Here is an 18,514-nt window from a genome sequence, read left to right on the forward strand (position 1 = left end):
AGCTTCGAGGTCGGAAATTCAGGTCCGACTTCGAACGGGGCGATGGCGATGCCGGAAACGGAAGTGGAGAGCGTTGAGTTCGCTGCGATCGGGGGCGGTCCGGCGGGACTGACGGCGGCCTTCGAGCTCGCCAGGCGGGGCCGGCGGTGCGTGGTCTTCGAGGCCGACTCGGTGGTCGGCGGCATTTCGCAGACGGTGCAGCGCGACGGCTGGCGCTTCGACATCGGCGGTCACCGCTTCTTCACCAAGGTCCGGCGCGTCGAGGACTTCTGGAACGAGATCCTCCAGGACGACGACTTCCTGCTGCGGCCGCGGATGAGCCGCATCTACTACGACAAGAAGTTCTTCGACTACCCGCTCCGCGCCCAGAACGCGCTGTCCAACCTGGGGATCCTGGAGGCGCTGCGGTGCCTGGGCTCCTACGCCTGGGCCCGGGTGCGCCCGCCGAAGGACCAGACGACGTTCGAGGGCTGGGTGGCGGCCCGCTTCGGCTGGCGCCTCTACCGCATCTTCTTCAAGACCTACACCGAGAAGGTGTGGGGCGTGCCGGCGTCCTCCATCCAGGCCGACTGGGCGGCACAGCGGATCAAGAACCTGTCGCTGGGCAAGGCGATCTGGAACGCGCTCCGGCCGCAGCGCAACCAGAAGGAGATCACCAGCCTCATCGAGGAGTTCCGCTACCCCAAGTTCGGGCCGGGGATGATGTGGGAGGCCTGCGCCGACCAGGTGCGGGCGGCCGGGTCCGAGGTGCGGCTCGACACCGCCGTGCGGTCGGTCTCGCGGACCGCCGGCGGCCGGCTGCGCGTGGTCGCCCGGGATCGGGACGGCGCGGAGCAGACGGTCGAGTGCGGGCAGCTGGTCTCCAGCATGCCGCTCGCGACGCTCGTCCGGACGTTGTCTCCGGCGGCGCCGCCCGAAGTGATCGCAGCCGCCGAGGGCCTGGCCTACCGCGACTTCCTGACGGTGGCGCTGGTCGTGCCCGAGCGGTTCTCGTTCCCGGACAACTGGATCTACATCCACTCGCCCGAGGTGCGGCTGGGCCGGGTGCAGAACTACGGCTCCTGGTCGCCGTACCTGGTGAAGGACGGACGCACCTGCCTGGGCCTGGAGTACTTCGTCAACGAGGGCGACGACCTCTGGGCGGCCGACGACGACGACCTCATCGCACTCGGCACGCGCGAGCTGGACCTGCTCGGCCTGGTGACCGCCGGCGCCGTCGAGGCGGGCCACGTGGTGCGGATGCCGAAGGCCTACCCGGTGTACGACGCGCACTACGCGGCGAACGTCGAGACGCTGCGCAAGTTCCTCGAGGTGGAGTGGCCGGAGATCCACCCGGTCGGCCGCAACGGCATGCACCGGTACAACAACCAGGACCACTCGATGCTGACGGCGATGCTCACCGTCGAGAACCTCGTCGACGGCGCGAACCACGACGTGTGGGCCGTGAACGTCGAGGCCGACTACCACGAGGAGAAGTCCGGCGAGGGCCGCCCCGGCGGCGGGACCGGCCGTGACGCGCCCATCCTTCCCGCGCCGCGGTCCGCCGCCGACTCCGCCGTGCCGGAGCGTTCTCCGCTCCAGGCCGGCTGAGGCCGCGCGATGCTCCTGGCCCCCGCGCCCGAATCACCGGCGGCGTCCTCGGACGCCGCCGGTGGCGTTCGGCGGCGGTTCCGGCCGCCGGCCGCCCCGTCCCTCTGGGCCGTGCTGGTCTATCTGGCCGTGCTCCCGGCGGCGTTCTGGACACCCGCGGCGATCGGGATCGACCCGTTCCACCTGCGCGGTGCCATGCTCCCCGTCGCGGCGGGCGCGGCGGGCCTCGCGGCCGTGGCCCTGCTGCTGCGCCGGGTGCGCGCCGGCGTGCTCAGCGGCGTCGCGGCCGGGCTCTTCGCGGGCTGGGTCGCGTTCACGATGCGGAGCGCGCTGAACGGCGCCGCGTACGGCTTCTTCGGCCTGGGCGGCGACCATGGCCGCATGTCGACGATGGTCATGCGGCACACCGTCGTGCTCGGCAGCGCCGACGGCATCGTCGAGGCGGCGCCGTCGGAGTATCCGCCGCTCTACCCGTGGCTCATCGGCCGGGCCGGAGTACTGCTGGACGTGCCCGCCTGGCGGCTGCTCGGCGCGGCCGAGGCGCTGACCTGCTCCGCCGCCGTGATCGTGGCCTTCGTCCTGTGGCGGCGGCTGGTGCCGGGCCCGGTGGCGCTGGCCCTGGCCGTGGTCTCCCTGGTCGTCTTCCGGCGCCCGGACAAGGCGTTCGAGGTCATGGCGCTGATGGCGTTCGTGCCGTGGGTGCTCGCCGCGTTCACCCGGCCCGGCGGGCGCAGGCCGCTGCACTGGGCCGCCGCGGGCCTGGTCGGCGGCCTGATGGTCCTGCTCTACCAGGGCTACCTGATGTTCGGCGCGCTCGGCGTCGTCGCCATCATCGCGGTGACATGGTGGCGCGTGGACGGCCGCAGGGCCTACATGCGCGACCTGCTCCTCATGGTGGCGACGGCGGCGGTGGTCGCGTCCTGGTATCTCGTCCCGTACGTCGCGCGGATGGCCACGCACGGCCTGCAGATGACGGACGTGTTCCAGAGCGAACGGCTGCTCGCGACGCCGCTGCCGTTCCTGGAGATGACGTTCCTGGGGGTCCTCCAGCTCACCGGGCTGATCGGGGCCGTCTGGTTCCGGCGGACCGTGCCGTGGGCGGAACCGATGCTGTTCCTGCTGGTCAGCGCGTACGTCTACCGGTTCACCCTGCTGCTGGGCTTCGTCGTCAACGGCCACACCAAGGTGCTGCACTACACCAACGAGCTCATCGAGACGATCCTCGTGCTCGCGGCCGTCCTCACCATCGTGCACGTCGCCCCCATGGCGGCGCGGCGGCTGGCGTCGATGCCGCCCGCGCGGCTGCCCGCCCTGGCGTTGTCCGTCCTGGTCGCCTGGGCCGGGTTCACGCTCTGGGAGACCTGGATGCCGGGCGCGCCGGCGACGGGCGGGTACGGCGGCGACTACCGGCCGGCGGTGAACACCAGGCCGAACGCGGCGACGCGCGCCTTCACCGAGCCGCTGCCGGGCGGCGGCTACGCCCGCCACGCGCCGAAGGAGGGGCGGATCCGCTGGTTCCCGGCCGGCCCCATCGTCGACAGGACGCGGTCCGTCCTCGGGCCGGGCGCCCGGCCGGTCACGTTGTCGGCCGACGAGCGTTTCTTCGGCGTCGTCCCCTGGCCGGGGTACGTCGGCGTCGACCGCAGCGCCGCGGGCAGCACGACCCGGTGGTACGCGCGGGTGCGCGAACTTCGGCGCCTCTCCCGGATCACCGACCCGGCGCGCTTCGCCGCCGAGACGGAACGGACGGCGTTCGGGCCCGTCGACGTCTTCGCCCTCAGGCAGAACGGGCCGGACTGGACCTGGACCGCGTTCGACCACAGGACCCGGCTGACCTTCTCCCAGCGGCAGTTCGACCCGGCGGCCTTCCAGGTGTTCACCGACCTGCCGGGCGACGTCGTGCTGGCCGTGCGGCGGCCCTGACCGGTGCCCGGCCGTCAGTGCATGATCACGTTCTGCGATCATTGCGGGACGGAAAGCGATCATTCGGGGGGATGTCCATGACCGCCGCACACGAGCACGACACCGCGCACGCGCACTCGCACGGGCCGGAGGGGCACTCGCACGCGCATCGTTCGCATGAGCACGAGCATGTGGAGCATTCGCACGCGCACGAGCACGGCGGGTCCAGCCACTCGCACACCCACGTGCACGAGGCGGGCCTGGAAGGCGAGCACGACCACCAGCACTGACGTACAAGGGTCGAGACCGCGGGGCGTCCGGTTCCTACCGGGCGCCCCGCGCTGTGCCACCGCGCGCTGTGCCACCGCGCGCCGTCCTGCCGGTCGTTGTCCCACCGGTCGTTGTCCCACCGGTCGTTGTCCCACCGGTCGTTGTCCCACCGGTCGTTGTCCCACCGGTCGCTGTCCCGCCGCGTTGCTGTGCCGCTGTGCCGCTGGCCGCTGGTCGCCGTTCCGCCGCGCGCCGTCCTGCCGGTCGCCGTTCCGCCGGTCGCTGTCCCGCTGGTCGCTGTTCCGGCGGTCACTGTCTCGGCGGGCGGTCGCCGGTCGACGCGCCTGTCATGACGGGGAGCTGGGCCGGAACGGCGACCGGACGTTGGGCCGGAACGGCCGGGAGCCGGGCCGGAACGGCGGCGGGTTCCTCGCTCAGGCCGACCCGGGCGTGCAGGCGGCGGAGCGGCCGTGGCGCCCACCAGTTCGCGGCGCCCGCCAGCCGCATGAACGCGGGCATCAGCAGGCCGCGGACCAGCGTGGCGTCGATGACGATGGTCAGCGCGAGACCGGCGCCGAGCAGCTTGAGGATCGTCAGCCCGGACACCGCGAAGGCGGCGAAGACCACCGCCATCGTCACCGCGGCCAGCGTGATCAGCCGCCCGCTGCGCTGGAGGCCGGACGCGACCGCCTCGGTGGTGTCCCCGGTCAGGTCATGGCGTTCCTTGATCCGGGACAGCAGGAAGAACTCGTAGTCCATCGAGAGCCCGAACGCGACGCAGAACATCAGCACCGGGATGGTCATGTCGGTCATCCCGGTGACGGTGAAGTCGCCCACGAGCCACCGCAGGTGCCCCTCCTGGAAGACGTGCACCAGCGCGCCGAACGAGGCGCCCAGGCTCAGCAGGCTGAGCAGCAGCGCCTTGAGGGGGAGCAGCAGGCTGCCGGTGAAGAGGAAGAGGATCACGAAGCCGGACAGTGCCACGATGAGCAGGGCCCAGGGCAGCCGTTCGGCCATGGCGGCGCGGGTGTCGGACAGCTGGGCCGCCGGGCCGCCGATCGACACCGCGGCCGGGGCCGGCACGTCGCGGAGCGCGGCGACGAGGGCGGAGCCGCGGTCGGAGTACGGCTCGACGGACGAGTCGACGGCCAGCCAAGTGCCCGCCGTGCCCGCCGTGCCCGCCGTGCCCGCCGTGCCCGCGAACCGCGCCATGTCCGCGGCGGCGATCCGCCGCCCGGAGTCGAAGACGCCGCCCGCGCCGCGCACGCTCCGCACGTCCGGCACGCGGGACAGGTCGCGCGCGTACGCGGCGAGCCGGGCGGGTTCGCGCCGCGCGTCGAGGCCGTGCAGGACGATCGAGGTGGCGGCGGTCTCCCGGGTGTCGAAGCGCGTCCGGACGGTCTCGGCCACCGCGTGCGCCGGGGCCGAGGCCGGCAGCACCCTGTCGTCGATCAGGCCGAAGGCGACCTTCGTGAACGGCATGGCGAGCCCGGCCAGGAGCAGCGTCGTGGCGATCGCGACGGGCCACGGCCGGCGCATGACACGTTCGGCGAGCGCGCGCCACATCCGTCCCTGATGCTCGGGCGCGCGGCGCGGCCGGACGCGGTCGCCGAGCACCGTGACCAGCGCGGGCAGCACGACCAGCGACGACGCGGCGGCGAACGCCACCACCGCGATCCCCGAATAGGCGAACGACCGCAGGAAGTACAGCGGGAAGACCAGCATCGCCGACAACGCCAGCGCCACCGTGATCGCCGAGAACAGGATCGTCCGCCCGGCCGTCCGCTTGGTGACGGCGAGCGCGTCCGCGCGGCCGCGTCCCGCCGCGACCTCCTCCCGGTAGCGGCTGAGGAAGATCAGGCCGTAGTCGATCGCGAGCCCCAGCCCGAGCGCGGTGGTGAGGTTGACCGCGTACAGCGAGATCGGGGTGAACTCCGACATCAGGCGCAGCACCGCCAGCGTGCCGCAGATGGCGAGCCCGCTCACGACGAGGGGGAGCGCCCCCGCGACCAGGCCGCCGAACACCAGGACCAGCAGGATCAGGGTGGGCACGACGGCCAGCAGCTCCGACCGCCTCAGGTCGCTCTGGCTGGTGTCCAGCGCCTCGGCCGCGACCTGCTCCGAGCCGCCCGCCGCGACGTGGAGCGTGCCGTGCCGCCCGGTGACCGGCGGGACGATGCGGCGGGCCGCGTCCTGCCGGGCGTCCTCGTCGCCCGGCAGCTGGACGGTGATCATCCCGATCCGGCCGTCCCTGGACCGCAGGGCCGGGTCCCCCGAGGTCCAGTACGACCGGACCGGGACGCCGCCCGCCGCGGCGGCGACCCGTGCGGTGAGCGCGGCCCCGTCCCGCCGCGCGGCCGGGCCGTCGACCCCTCCGGAACGTTCCGACGTGGCCAGGAACACCAGGTTGGGCACGCCCGCGCCGAACCGGCTCGAGAGCGTGCCGGCCGCCTGGCTGGACGGCGCCCCGGGGTCGGTGAAGCCGCCCGCGGAGAGGCGGGGGCCCACGGTGGCCGCGGCCGGCGCCGCCAGTACCGCCAGCACACCGGTCACGATCAGCACGAGGCGTGCCCTGCGGGTCACGAGAGATCCTTCCAGCGGGTGTGGAGACTGACGAGAGCGAACGGGGCGGCCCGGCCAAGCGTGGACGCAGGCCCCCGGCACCTGGAAACGGCGAGCGAGCGCACACCGCCGACTGATCAGGGCGAGGCCGGTCGATGACCGCGGGCCGGTCGGCGGCGCCGCGCCAAGGCCGGCCGGACAGACGGACTCCGGACGTACGCGATCATCCGCGGGTCATCCGCGATCGTCCAAAGGGAAGCCGTGCTCGGCGCTCAGGACACGCCGGAGGCCTCCCCGGGCGGCCCGCCGTCTGACGCGCCCGGCGTGTCCCCGCCGTTTGACGCGCCCGGCGCGTCCCCGCCGTCTGACGCGCCCTGCGCGTTGATGTCGACGACGATCGGGGCGTGGTCGGAGGGGCCCTTGCCCTTGCGGGCCTCCCGGTCGACGTACGCCGACCGCACCCGCTCGGCGACGTCGGGTCCGGCGTAGAACAGGTCGATGCGCATGCCCATGTTCTTGTGGAACGCACCGGCCCGGTAATCCCAGTACGTGTAAGGGTGGGGGCCCTTCATCGGCGTCGGGACCACGTCGTGCAGGCCCAGCGACAGCAGGTCGGCGAGCGCCTGCCGTTCGGGCGGCGTGACATGGGTGGAGCCGGCGAACACCGCCGGGTCCCAGACGTCGGCGTCGGTCGGCGCCACGTTGAAGTCACCCGTGGCCACCAGCGCCGGATTCGCGGCCAGCTCGCCGGCCAGCGCGTCCTTCAGCGCCGCGAACCAGGCGAGCTTGTAGACGTAGTGCGGTGAGTCGACGGTGCGGCCGTTGGGCGCGTACAGCGACCACACCCGGACGCCGCCGCAGGTCGCGCCCATCGCCCGGGCCTCGGGCGCGGGAGGCGGCGGGTCGGCGTCGAGCAGCGTCGGCTCGTCCGGCGGGTTGGCGTAGCCCGGCTCGCCCGGGAAGCCGAGCGACACGTCGTCCAGGCCGACGCGCGAGAGGACGGCGACGCCGTTCCAGCGCCCGTCGCCGTGCGCCGCGGTCTCGTAGCCCAGCTCGGCGACCTGCGCGGACGGGAAGTCGGCCGCGGCGCACTTGGTCTCCTGAAGGCAGAGGACGTCGGGCTCGGCCTCGGCCAGCCATTCCAGGAGCCGCGGCAGCCGTGCCTTGACCGAGTTGACGTTCCAGGTCGCCAGACGCATGGTCACCAGCTTGCCATCAGGGAGGGGCGCCGGCTCGGCGGCTTTGCCATCTCAAAGGATCGTCGTCACAGGATCGTCCGGCCGAACGCCGACATCACGTAGGCGGAGACCCGCCCGGCGTTCCGGGCGTCCAGCCCGGCGACGTCCAGCGCGAGCATCGCCCCGGACTGCGCGATCAGCTCCATCGCCTGGTGGGTCTCGCGCGGCGACATGCCGTCGCCGCCGGTCGCGGACACGTCGTAGACGACCGCGAAGCCGCGGGTGCCGGCGGTGGCGGTCCGGACGGCCTCCCGCATGACCTCGCGGACGCCCCGCACGTCGATGTCGACGATCGTGAACGTGCCGAGGCCGGCGTCCTTGATCTGCTCGGACTCCTCGGGGCCGACCTCGCGGAGCCCGACGAGGACGGTGTTCTCCGGGCAGAGCTCGGGCAGCGCGGAACGGCCGCCCGGTTCGGGCGCCCGGCCGAGCGCGCGGCTCAGCGTCTCGCCGGGCTCGAGGGCCGCGGTCGCGCTGATCCAGATCAGGCCGAACGCGTCGTGCTCGCCCGCCAGGCAGGCGAGCAGGCCGGCGGAGGGGGCGGCGCCGAACCGGAGCGGCATCGAGCCCGGTGTGGACGTGGCCGGCGGGTGGCCGAGCAGGGCCAGCCTGCCGGGCAGGTCGTCGACCAGCTCGGCCCGGCCGGGGTCGGCGATCAGGCGGACCGGGCGCGGCGCGCGCGGCGCTTCGTCGAACATCGGCTCCTTCTCCACGTACTCCGACGTCATCGCGGCCAGCAGCGCCGCGTACCCGAGGTTGAAGGCGACGGTGTCGCCCACGTGCGGCAGCGGCCGGACGTCGGCGACGTCGATGATGAGGTGGTCGCTGGACGCGCCCAGGATCCGCACGCGGGGATCGGCGGGCAGCAGCGCCTCCACGGCGACGTCCTCGCGGCCGACGTTGAGGATGCCGCGCGACCGGAGGCCGCGGTCCTCGAACACGGGCCTGCCGCCGAACGCGTCCACCCCGGTCTCGCCGATGGGCACCGACGGCTTGACCTTGACCTCCAGCAGCTCCCCGGTGAGCAGGAACGCGTCGCGGTCGAGCGGCTCCCACGGGTCGTCGAAGAAGGTGTCCCGGCCGCCCTGGAGGATGGCCTCCCCGATGCGCAGGTTGTCGACGCCCGGCGGCATCCGGCCCTCCAGCAGGAACGGCAGGCTGCTGGAGTTGCCGCCGGAGACGTACGACAGCGTGACGCCGAACTCCTCCTCGATCGCCGCCGCGTACCCGGCGAGCTCGCCCATGTTCTTCTCGGACGGGAGGACGGCGCCGAAGCAGGTGAGGTTGGTGCCGATGCCGGCCAGCCGGACGCCGGGCAGGCCGAGCACCCGTTCGGCGGCCGGCATGAGGTCGTCCGGCCAGACGCCCTCGCGCAGGTCGCCGAGGTCGACCATGAGGATGACGTCGTGCACCCGGGCGCGGCGCTCGGCGAACCGGGACAGCTCCTCGATCACCGCGAGCTCGGAGTTGAGGCTGATGTCGGCCAGCCGCACGGTCTCGTCGGCCCGGGAGAGCGGCGGGCTGCGCAGCAGCAGGATCGGGCAGTCGATGCCGTTCTCGCGCAGCCGCCGGATGTTCTCGTAGCGCGACTCGCCGATGCCGGCCACACCGCCGCGCAACATCGCGCGGGCGACGTGCGGCATCCCGCAGGTGCCCTTGGTGACGCCGAACACCCCGACGCCGTGGGCCGCGCACGCCTCGGTCACGACGCGCGCGTTGCGCTCGATCACGTCCAGCCTGATGGTGACTCGCGGCACCGCTCGTTCCGCCTCCGACCTGGTCCGTCGCAGTGTCGGGGGGATGCCGGTGACCTACCCGCGGACGGCGCCGGGGAACCCGCGCGGGAGCCGCGCCGGAGCGGGTGTCGCACCGCCACGGGCAGCGGCCGGGGAGTGAGGGGTCGGAATGGCCAGGCCGCCGCCCGGTGGCGGTGGTAGCGCGGAACGGCGCCGGCGCCGCGCGCACAGGGAGGGGAGGCGCGCGGGCGGCGCGGAGGTCCGTGCACGCCAATCGTCCCTCCGGAGGTTCGCTCTCGGTGTTCAATTGGGAGCGGAGGGTGTCAAGGATCGCAAAGATCTTGACGCGGGCGGCGGGATCGGGGCATGGAAAAGCGACGTGACGGCAACGCCGGGCTGGCCGCCCTGCTCGCGGCGGCCGGCTGGAGCGGGCAGGACCTGGCGCGGGCGGTCAACGCGGTGGGGGCCGAGGCCGGCCTGGCCCTGTCGTACGGGCGGGCGTCGGTGGCGCAGTGGCGGGCCGGGATCAGGCCGCGGCGGCCCGTTCCCGAGCTGGTGGCCGAGGCGTTGTCGCGGCGGCTCGGCCGCGTGGTCGACCCGGCCGAGATCGGCCTGGCCGGGCCGCCCGCGGCGGGGCCCGGGAGGGCGCGGCCTCCCGCGGGGGTGATCCGGCCGCGCGTGGACGCGGTGCGCTGGTGGGAGGGCGAGGCCGTGCCGTTGCTCGCCGAGCTGGCCGACGCGGCCGGTCCGCGGCGTGGCGAGCTGCTGCGCGACTGCGTCTTCAACCTGGCCGCGCTGAAGGTCCCCGGATGGGACGCGGCGACCCGTCCCACCGGCCCCGGCCCCGGCTCTGGTCCTGCCGCCGCGCCGGTGCCGGCGGGCCGGGCGGGCGCCGGCGGGCGGCCGCTGCGCGTGGGGGAGGCCGAGGTCGAGGCCGCCTCGACCATGCTCCGGGTGTTCTCCGAGGCCGACACGGCCTTCGGCGCGGGACAGGTGCGCCTGGCCCTGGCCGACCACCTGGGCCGGACGATGACGCCCTGGCTGCGCGCCGCCGAGGGCGCGGTCCGCCGGGACCTGCTGTCGGTCGCGGCCAAGCAGGCCTACCTCTGCGGGTTCATGTGCTTCGACGACGAGCTCCACGGCATGGCGCAGCGTTACTACCGCTCGTCGTTGTCGCTAGCGGCGGAGGCGGGCGCGCTGCCCGACTACGCGGTGACGCTGCGCGCGATGAGCGTCCAGGCCCGGGTCCTCGGGCACGACCAGGCCGCCTACGGGCTCGCCGACTCGGCCGCCGGCGTCGACCTGCGCGGGGTCGCCGCGCCGACGCGGGCCTTCCTGCTCGGCCAGCTCGCGGTCACCTGCGCGGCGACCGGCGCCCGTGGCAGGGCGCTGCGGCACCTGTCGGCGGCCGAGCGCGAGCTCGACCGCGCGACCGGCGGTCCGGGCGTCGTCGGCGCCTACCATCCGGCCGCGCTCGCGCACCAGCAGGCGGCGGTCCGGTCGTTGCTGGGCGACCGGGACGGCGCGATCGGCGCGCTGGAGCAGTCGATCGCACGGCGGCCGGCGGGCGAACGCCGGTCCCGGACGATCACGCTGGCCCGGCTCGCCGAGCTCCAGCTGCGCCGCGGTCATCTCGAACGTGCCGCCGCCACCTGGCATCTGTTCCTGGACGAGTACCCGGCGGTGCGGAGCGGGCGGGCCCGGACCGCGTTCGCCTCGATGTACGCCGGGCTCCGTTCCTTCCGCGCCAACCAGGCGGCCCGCGAGCTGCTCGAACGCGCCGACGCGATGCGTTACCCGATCCCGGCGCGCCTCCCCTCCCACGCCACCCAGACCACCACACCCACCACGCCCCCTACAGCCCCCACGACCGCGACGGCCCCCGCGACCGCCGCGGCCCCTACGACAGCCGTGGAGGGTGTGACGAAACTGGGTGCTGTCGATGGGGGCGGCGTTGCGGCGGTTTCGTCACGTGACGGGCGGGTGCTCGCGCCCGGGTGCGTGGTCTGCGGGCGCCCGCTGGAGCGGGCCGGCACCGGGCGTCCCCGGCGTTACTGCGGCCAGGCGTGCCGGCAGCGTGCCTACCGCGCCCGGACGGCGTCCGGCTGAGCGGCGTCCGGCCGGGAGACGGCCGCCACCTCGCTGACGACGCGCCGCCTGACCACCGAGAGCGGGCCCAGCCCGGACAGCACGCCGACGACCGCGTCGGCGAGCCCGGGCGGCGCGGCGAGCGTGGAGTCGATCCCGATCGTGGCGGCGCCCGCGAGCTCGTACGGGTCGAGGTCGCCCAGCCCGCCGACGATCCGCGCGGCGGCGCCGCGTTCGCGGGCCAGGGCGGCCGGCCCGCGGGCGGCGGCCGAGTCGCCGGAGTCGCAGACCAGCACGAGGTCGGCCTGCTCGGCGATGGCGCGCAGGGTGTCGGCCCGGTCGGCGGCGGCGTAGCACCAGCCGTCGGGATGCGGCCCGCGCGTCCTGCGGTGGCGGGCGCGCAGCGCCGACACGATGGCCGCGGCCTCGTCGGCGGCCATGCCCGTCTCGACGACGTACGAGAGCCGGTCCGGGTCGCCGGGAGCCAGGCGCCGGGCGTCGTCGACGTTCTCGATCAGGACCGTGTCGTCCGGCGCCTGCCCGAGGAACGAGGCGGTCGCCGCGTGCTCGCGGTGCCCGACCACGGCCACGGTGTCGCCCCGGTCGGCGAACCGCCGGATCTCGCCGTGCGCCTCGTTCACCAGCGGGCAGGTCGCGTCGACGACCCGCAGCCCGCGCGCCGCCGCCTCCGCCCGCACCGCGAGCGTCACGCCGTGCGCGGGGAAGACGACCGTCCCGCCGTCGGGCACCGCGTCGAGGTCGTCGACCTCGACGAGGCCGGGCGCCTCGACGGCCTGCCCGACGACGTGCACCGGGCCGCGGTCCAGCGCCGGCTCGATCATCCGCAGGGCCCGGGCGGCCCCCTTGCAGCGCGCCTCGGCCCCGGACACCAGGACCCGGCGCGTGCGCGGGGTCCGCGACCAGGCGTGCATGGCGTGGCGGGCGGTCGCCACGGCCTCGGGGTCGCCGCGGTCGGCGGCCACGCCGAAGCCCTCCGCGCGCCCGTCCCCGGTGAGGTAGGTGGTGGCGAACAGGACGCCGTCGCCGTGCCGGTGCCCCACCCGTACCGGGCCCGTCACGGTGTCACCGCCCAGCCGCGCCGCGATCGCCGGGGCGGCCGCGCAGCTCACCGGCCCCCGGATCGGATGGTCGAACGTGCCGGCCACGAGCATCGTGCCCCGGGTGACGCCGTCCGCGTTGAAAGTCTCATGAAGCAGTGTGCGATTCACTGAAGCCCCCGACATTCCGGCATTTGCAGCCACATTCAGTATCGGAAGGCGGGGGCAAGGCCAGGGTGCGACCTGGTCACGTGAACGGCCGGTATGGGTTGATCGTCGGACAGGAGGGATGATCTTTGGAATTCCCGCTCACACCGGCCGGTGGGCCCTGGCGAAGAGCGTGCCCCCGGGCCACGACTTGAGCGGCAGGCGGCGTTCGAGCGCGATGAGCAGGCTCAGCCCCTCGTTGAGCGCGGGATGGATGTGCGCCATGTCCTCGCAGTGCGCGATCCGGTGCCGCCGCAGCCGGACCAGCGGGCGGAGCAGCACGTTGCGGCTCCACACCCGGTCGAGCGCCAGCCCGGCGTCCGCCAGCGTGTCGGTGAGGGACTGGCGCGTGTAGCGGCGGACGCGGCCCAGCGCCACGTCGTGCGTCGACCAGAGCCGCATGTCGCACGGCACCGAGACGAGCGCCGTCCCGCCGGGACGCAGCACGCGGGTGATCTCCGCGGTCGCGGCCGCGTCGTCCTCGACGTGCTCGAGCACGTTCAGCGCCAGGGCCAGGTCCTGACCGCCGTCGGGAAGCGGCAGGAACCGGGCGTCGGCGTGGTAGGCCTCGATGCCCTGCGACAGGCACAGGTCGACGGCCGTCTCGGCGTTGTCGACCGCGGTGGCCCGCCAGCCGTGGGCGAGGAGCACGCGCGTGTTGCCGCCGCCGGCCGCGCCGATGTCGACGGCACGCCCCGGGACGCCGATGCGGCGCAGCTCGCGGGCGATGATCTCGCGGCGCTCGCGGTACCACCAGTTGTCGTCCTCGATCTCGACGACCCGCTGGATCTCGATGGTGTCCACGGCACCAGCCGACGCGATCGACCGGCGGCACCGCCATCGGCGCCGCCGGTCCTGGCCGGATCCTTGGCCGTTCTTGATCCGGTGATGGCCGAGGCCCCGGTCAAGGGACCATGACCAGCGATCTACCCGCGCCGGCGCCGGATGAGGAAGCGCAGGGCCAGCAGGAACGCGACGGCGGCGGCGACGGCCGGGACGACGCGGCGCACGACGGACGGTCCCGCGACCTCGAGCAGGTCGATGGCGTCGTCCTCCTGCCGCTGCCGCTGCAGCGGCCTGACGTTCGACTCCGCCGCGCTCGCCGGACGTTGCGCCGGCACCGACGGCGCGGTCGCCGCCGCGGGCTCGGACGCCGGGGCCGCGGTCGCGGGGTCGACGACCGGGATGTCGGGACGGGTGTCCGACGACGACTCCGCCTCGGGGCTCGTGGCCGGGGAGCCGGCGGGGGGAGCGGTCGCCTCCTCGGCGATGCTCGCCGACGGCGTCCCGGGCACGGCGTCCCTGGCGGCCTCGGCCGCGGCCTGCTGGTCGACCGCCCCGCCGGCGGCCTGCTCGGCCGCCTCGGTGGCCGGCCCCGCGGGCGACTCGATCTCCTGCGCGAGCGCCTTGGCGAACCGCGAGATGAGCTTCGAGCCCACCTCGGAGAGGATGTTGCGGCCGAACTGCGCCGGGCGGCCGGTCACGTTGAGCTTGGTGTGGACGGTCACGCGGGTGGTGTCACCCTCGTCGTGGAGGCGGGCCTGGACGGTGGCGGCCGCGGTGCCGGAACCGCGCGCCTCCTTGGCCGACGCCTCGATGCTGACGGTGTGGGTGGAGTCGTCGGCGGAGGCGATCCGGGCGGTGCCGCGGTAGGTGATGGTCATCGCGCCGACCTTCACCTTCATCCGGCCCGAGTACTCGTCGCCGTCGATCGAGTCGAGGGTCGCACCGGGCATGCAGAGCGCGACGCGCTCCACGTCGAGCAGGACCGACCAGGCTTGATCCACCGGTACGGGGACGGTGAATTCGTGGTCGAGCTCCATGGTGGGGGTTCCTTCTCGTCAGAGGGGCCTTGTTCGTGACCCTACGACCGTCACGTGCCCGGCCGCCAGGTTCGCCGGGTAGATCACACGGTGGGCGATCAAGTGATCATGCGGCCGGGCCCTGGGGCGTGTGGACCCGGCCACATGATCACGTTTCCTCAGACGGCCGCGGCGGCGGTCAGCGCGCGGGCGGTGAGCACCCGGGCCAGATGGGCCCGGTACTCCGCCGAACCGTGCAGGTCGCCGGGCGGCGCCACACCCTCGGTGGCACGTTCGGACGCGGCGCGGAACGAGTTCTCCGAGACCGAACGGCCCTCGATGAACCGCTCGACCTCGCTCGCCCGCACCGGCGCCGGCCCCATGTTGGTGAGGGCCACCCGCGCGTCCTCGATCGCGCCGCGTTCGCGCCGCACGGCGCACGCGACGCCGACGATCGCCCACGCCTGCGCCGTCCGGTGGAACTTCTCGTAGTGCACGCCCCAGCCCGGCCCGAGCTTGGGCACGCGCACGCCGACGAGCAGCTCGTCGGGCTCCAGCGCCGAGGTCATCCAGTCGACGAAGAACTCCGCCGCCGGGATCTCGCGTTCGCCGCGTGCCGCCGACCGGGCGAGGAACACCGCGTCCAGCGCCAGCGCGACCGCGGGCAGGTCGCCGGCCGGGTCGGCGTGCGCCAGCGAACCCCCGAAGGTGCCGCGGTGCCGGACGGCCGGGTCGGCGACGGTGGCCGTCGCCTTGGCGATCAGCGGCGCGTGCTCCGCGATGAGCGGATGCCGCATGACCTCGTGGTGCGTGGCCATCGCGCCGATGAACAGATGCCCGTTCTCGGGCCGGATCTCGCGCAGCCCGTCGACCCGGTCGAGGTCGATCAGCGCCTCGGGGTAGGCCAGCCGGAGCCGCAGCAGCGGCATCAGGCTCTGCCCGCCCGCCAGCACCTTGGCGTCCTCACCGGCCTCGGCCAGCGCCGAGACCGCCTGGTCGACCGTCGTCGGCCGGATGTAGTCGAAGCTCGGAGGGATCATCGGTCCTCTCCTCCCTGGACCGAGCCGAGCCCGCCGCCGGCTCCCGGCCGCGGGCCGCCCCCGCCCTCGGGGTCCTCGCCGAAGGCGTCGCGGAGCGCGCGCCACACCCGTTCGGGCGAGCACGGCATCGGGACGTCGTTCACGCCGTACTGGCGCAGCGCGTCCACGACCGCGTTGACCACCGCCGGGGTGGACGCGATGGTGCCCGCCTCGCCGACGCCCTTGACCCCGAGCGGGTTGGACGTCGCCGGGGTCTCGGTCCGGTCGGTCGTGAACGTCGGCAGGTCGGCCGCCGACGGCACCAGGTAGTCGGCCATCGTGGTGGTCGTCAGGTTGCCGTCCGCGTCGTACACCGCCTCCTCGTACAGGGCCTGCGCGATGCCCTGCGCCAGCCCGCCGTGCACCTGCCCGTCGACGATCATCGGGTTGACGACCGAGCCGATGTCGTCGACCGCCACGTACGAGCGGATCTTCACGAAGCCGGTCTCGGTGTCGACCTCGACCGCGCACAGGTGCGTGCCGTGCGGGAAGGAGAAGTTCTCCGGGTCGAACGTGGCGTCGGAGTCCAGCGACGGCTCGACGCCCTCCGGGAAGTCGTGCGCCGCCAGCGTCGCGCCCGCGACCTCGGCCAGCGTCATCGACGCCCCATCGCCGCCGACCCCCTTCACGCTGAACGAGCCGCCCGCGTAGTCGAGGTCGGCCTCGGCCGCCTCCAGCAGGTGCGCCGCGACCTTGCGGGCCTTGTCGACGACCTTCTGGCAGGCGTTGTGCACGGCGATGCCGCCGATCGTCAGCGACCGCGACCCGTAGGTGTCCCAGCCGCGCGGCGCGATGAGCGTGTCGCCGTGGAGCACCTTCACGTCCTCGAACGCCACCCCGAGCGCGTCCGAGGCGATCTGCGCCCACGCGGTCGCGTGGCCCTGGCCGTGCGGCGACGTTCCGGTGACGACCTCGATCTTGCCGGTGCCGAGCACCCGGACGGTCGCGTGCTCCCAGCCGCCGGCCGCCGACCGCACCTGGGCCAGCGCCCGCGACGGCGCGAGCCCGCACATCTCGGTGAACGTCGAGGTGCCGAGGCCGAGCTGGACGGTGTCGCGCCGCTCGCGGCGGTCGGCCTGCTCCGCGCGCAGCTTGTCGTACTCGAACATCGCCAGCGCCTTGTCGGTCGCCGCCTCGTAGTTGCCCGAGTCGTACGTCATCCCGGTGATCGTCTCGAACGGGAACTCGTCGTGCCTGATCCAGTTGCGCCGCCGCAGCTCGATCGGGTCGAGCCCCAGCTCGGCGGCCAGCTCGTCCATCATCCGCTCGACGCCGAACGTGGCCTCCGGCCGCCCCGCGCCCCGGTAGGCGTCGGTCGGCACCTTGGTCGTGAAGACGCCGGTGCAGGTGAAGGAGTAGGCGTCCATCTTGTAGATGCCGTTGAACATCGGCGCGCCCAGCGTCGCGATGCCCGGGGTGAGCAGCATCAGGTACGCGCCCATGTCCGACAGGATGTCGACCTTGAACCCGCGGAGCCTGCCGTCCGCCTCGGCCGCCATCGTCAGCCGCTGGATCTGGTCGCGGCCGTGGTGGACGGTCATGTTGCCCTCGCTGCGCGACTCGGTCCACTTGACCGGCCTGCCCAGGCGCCTGGCCAGCAGCAGGAGGAGCACCTCCTCGCCGTACACCTGGAGCTTGGAGCCGAAGCCGCCGCCCACGTCCGGCGCGATCACCCGGAGGCGGTGCTCGCCGATGCCGGTCACGGCCGACAACATCAGCCGCAGGATGTGCGGCACCTGCGTGGCCGACCACATCGTGAACTCGTCGCCCACCGGCTGGCACACCACGGCCCGCGGCTCCATCGCGGTCGGGATGAGCCGCTGCTGGACGTACCGCCGCTCGATGGTGACCGGCGCGTCCCGGAACGCGGCGTCCACGTCACCGGCCTCGACGACCATCCGGTAACACTGGTTGGTGCCCAGGTCGGCGTGCACGGCGTCGGCGCCCTCGGCCAGCGCCTGCTCCATGTCGACGACGGCGGGCAGCGGCTCGTAGTCGACGTCGATGTCCTCGAGCGCGTCGATCGCGGCGTACCGGTCGCGTGCCACCACGCACGCCACCGGCTCGCCCACGTACCGCACCTCCTCCACGGCCATCGGCGGGTGGTCGGGGATGAGGATGTCCTCGGTGACGGGCCACGCGCACGGCAGGCTGCCCTGCTCGTCGGCGAGGTCCCGGCCGCCGAACACCGCGATCACGCCGGGGTGGCTCCTGGCGTTCTCGACGTCGACGCGGGTGACGCGGGCGTGCGCGTACGGGCTGCGCAGGAACGCCACGTGGCACAGTCCGGGCAGCTGGATGTTGTCGGTCCACTGCGTGCGGCCGGTGATGAGCCGCGCGTCCTCGCTCCGGCGGCGTGCCTTGCCGATCTCGCGTTCGGTCACGGGGCCACCTCCCGCTCCGGCGCGGACCGCCGCATCTCGCCGGACGCGCGGTGGACCGCGCGCACGATGTTCTGGTAGCCGGTGCACCGGCAGAGGTTGCCCTCCAGGCCTTCGCGGATCTCGTCCTCGGAGGGGTCGGCGTTCTCGCGCAGCAGGTCGATGGACGCCATGATCATGCCGGGTGTGCAGAACCCGCACTGCAGCGCGTGCTCCTCGTGGAAGGCCCGCTGCATCGGGTGGTTCGTCCCGTCGGTTCCCAGCCCCTCGACCGTGGTGATCTCGTGGTCGTCGGCCTGGACGGCGAGCACGGAGCAGCTCTTGACGCTCATCCCGTCGAACAGGACGGTGCAGGCTCCGCAGTTGGTGGTGTCGCAGCCGATGGGGGTGCCGACCTTCCCCAACCGGTCTCGCAGATAGTGGACGAGCAGGAGGCGAGGTTCGACGTCGTCCTCGTACGTCACACCGTCGACCTCGACGCGGATACGTGGCATTCGATCTCCAGGGGCGTCTCAGGGGTGGGTTGAGCGGGAGGACGTCCCTGGGGGAGGAGCGCGCTGGACAGGCCGCGGCATCGAGGCCACCTCCGGAGGAAGGAGGG

General features: G+C 73.9%; 13 protein-coding genes. 4 read left to right on the forward strand and 9 right to left on the reverse strand.

The annotated features are described in order from the left end of the window. Positions 1–63: 63 nt before the first annotated feature. The 3 genes from ABZ810_RS39755 (at position 64) to ABZ810_RS39765 (ending at position 3,782) form a co-directional block, all read left to right on the forward strand. Positions 64–1,590 carry an NAD(P)/FAD-dependent oxidoreductase gene (locus tag ABZ810_RS39755; protein WP_358412076.1) on the forward strand — a complete coding sequence of 509 codons (1,527 nt, stop codon included), beginning with the start codon at positions 64–66 and terminating at the stop codon, positions 1,588–1,590. Positions 1,591–1,599: 9 nt separating this feature from the next. Beyond that, positions 1,600–3,513 carry an arabinofuranosyltransferase gene (locus ABZ810_RS39760; protein WP_358412077.1) on the forward strand — a complete coding sequence of 638 codons (1,914 nt, stop codon included), beginning with the start codon at positions 1,600–1,602 and terminating at the stop codon, positions 3,511–3,513. 77 nt (positions 3,514–3,590) lie between these two features. Next, entirely contained in the window at positions 3,591–3,782 is a 192-nt protein-coding gene (locus tag ABZ810_RS39765; RefSeq protein WP_358412078.1) for a hypothetical protein, read from the forward strand. 289 nt (positions 3,783–4,071) lie between these two features. On the opposite strand, the gene ABZ810_RS39770 is transcribed toward ABZ810_RS39765, so the two are convergent. The 3 genes from ABZ810_RS39770 to ABZ810_RS39780 form a co-directional block, all read right to left on the reverse strand. Next, entirely contained in the window at positions 4,072–6,345 is a 2,274-nt protein-coding gene (locus ABZ810_RS39770; RefSeq protein ID WP_358412079.1) for an MMPL family transporter, read from the reverse strand. A gap of 251 nt (positions 6,346–6,596) precedes the next feature. Beyond that, positions 6,597–7,523: an exodeoxyribonuclease III gene (locus ABZ810_RS39775; RefSeq protein WP_358412080.1), complete on the reverse strand. Its 927-nt coding sequence runs from the start codon at positions 7,521–7,523 to the stop codon at positions 6,597–6,599. A gap of 65 nt (positions 7,524–7,588) precedes the next feature. Continuing rightward, on the reverse strand, positions 7,589–9,319 hold the full coding sequence (locus tag ABZ810_RS39780) for an alanine racemase (RefSeq protein ID WP_358412081.1): 1,731 nt from the start codon (positions 9,317–9,319) through the stop codon (positions 7,589–7,591). A 345-nt stretch (positions 9,320–9,664) separates the two neighbouring features. Between ABZ810_RS39780 and ABZ810_RS39785 the strand changes: the two genes are divergently transcribed. Further along, positions 9,665–11,407 carry a hypothetical protein gene (locus ABZ810_RS39785; protein WP_358412082.1) on the forward strand — a complete coding sequence of 581 codons (1,743 nt, stop codon included), beginning with the start codon at positions 9,665–9,667 and terminating at the stop codon, positions 11,405–11,407. On the opposite strand, the gene ABZ810_RS39790 is transcribed toward ABZ810_RS39785, so the two are convergent. From ABZ810_RS39790 to ABZ810_RS39815, 6 genes are all read right to left on the reverse strand, one after another. Next, positions 11,380–12,615 (reverse strand): 4-hydroxy-3-methylbut-2-enyl diphosphate reductase, encoded by a 1,236-nt coding sequence (locus tag ABZ810_RS39790; protein ID WP_358412083.1) that lies wholly within the window; start codon positions 12,613–12,615, stop codon positions 11,380–11,382. The two genes, ABZ810_RS39785 and ABZ810_RS39790, sit on opposite strands and share 28 nt — an antisense overlap. A gap of 138 nt (positions 12,616–12,753) precedes the next feature. Then, a complete protein-coding gene (locus tag ABZ810_RS39795) occupies positions 12,754–13,455 on the reverse strand; it encodes a class I SAM-dependent methyltransferase (RefSeq protein ID WP_358412084.1) in 702 nt (233 codons plus the stop codon). 122 nt (positions 13,456–13,577) lie between these two features. After that, entirely contained in the window at positions 13,578–14,474 is an 897-nt protein-coding gene (locus ABZ810_RS39800; protein ID WP_358412085.1) for an SRPBCC family protein, read from the reverse strand. A 158-nt stretch (positions 14,475–14,632) separates the two neighbouring features. Then, positions 14,633–15,493, reverse strand: a complete 861-nt coding sequence (locus ABZ810_RS39805; protein ID WP_358412086.1) for a xanthine dehydrogenase family protein subunit M — start codon at positions 15,491–15,493, stop codon at positions 14,633–14,635. Continuing rightward, positions 15,490–17,916, reverse strand: a complete 2,427-nt coding sequence (locus ABZ810_RS39810; RefSeq protein ID WP_358412087.1) for a xanthine dehydrogenase family protein molybdopterin-binding subunit — start codon at positions 17,914–17,916, stop codon at positions 15,490–15,492. Before ABZ810_RS39810 ends, ABZ810_RS39805 begins: the two co-directional genes overlap by 4 nt. Next, entirely contained in the window at positions 17,913–18,407 is a 495-nt protein-coding gene (locus tag ABZ810_RS39815; RefSeq protein WP_358412088.1) for a (2Fe-2S)-binding protein, read from the reverse strand. The genes ABZ810_RS39810 and ABZ810_RS39815 overlap by 4 nt, the downstream gene beginning before the upstream one ends. Positions 18,408–18,514: the final 107 nt, after the last annotated feature.

It is taken from the genome of Spirillospora sp. NPDC047279, from assembly GCF_040643285.1.
Lineage (GTDB): Bacteria > Actinomycetota > Actinomycetes > Streptosporangiales > Streptosporangiaceae > Spirillospora.

Bases quoted from the DNA above. Each gene is read 5' to 3' on its own strand.
- ABZ810_RS39760 (WP_358412077.1), top strand. From the start codon at position 1,600: ATGCTCCTGGCCCCCGCGCCCGAATCACCGGCGGCGTCCTCGGACGCC.
- ABZ810_RS39765 (WP_358412078.1), top strand. From the start codon at position 3,591: ATGACCGCCGCACACGAGCACGACACCGCGCACGCGCACTCGCACGGG.
- ABZ810_RS39775 (WP_358412080.1), bottom strand. From the start codon at position 7,523: ATGCGTCTGGCGACCTGGAACGTCAACTCGGTCAAGGCACGGCTGCCG.
- ABZ810_RS39785 (WP_358412082.1), top strand. From the start codon at position 9,665: ATGGAAAAGCGACGTGACGGCAACGCCGGGCTGGCCGCCCTGCTCGCG.
- ABZ810_RS39800 (WP_358412085.1), bottom strand. From the start codon at position 14,474: ATGGAGCTCGACCACGAATTCACCGTCCCCGTACCGGTGGATCAAGCC.
- ABZ810_RS39805 (WP_358412086.1), bottom strand. From the start codon at position 15,493: ATGATCCCTCCGAGCTTCGACTACATCCGGCCGACGACGGTCGACCAG.
- ABZ810_RS39815 (WP_358412088.1), bottom strand. From the start codon at position 18,407: ATGCCACGTATCCGCGTCGAGGTCGACGGTGTGACGTACGAGGACGAC.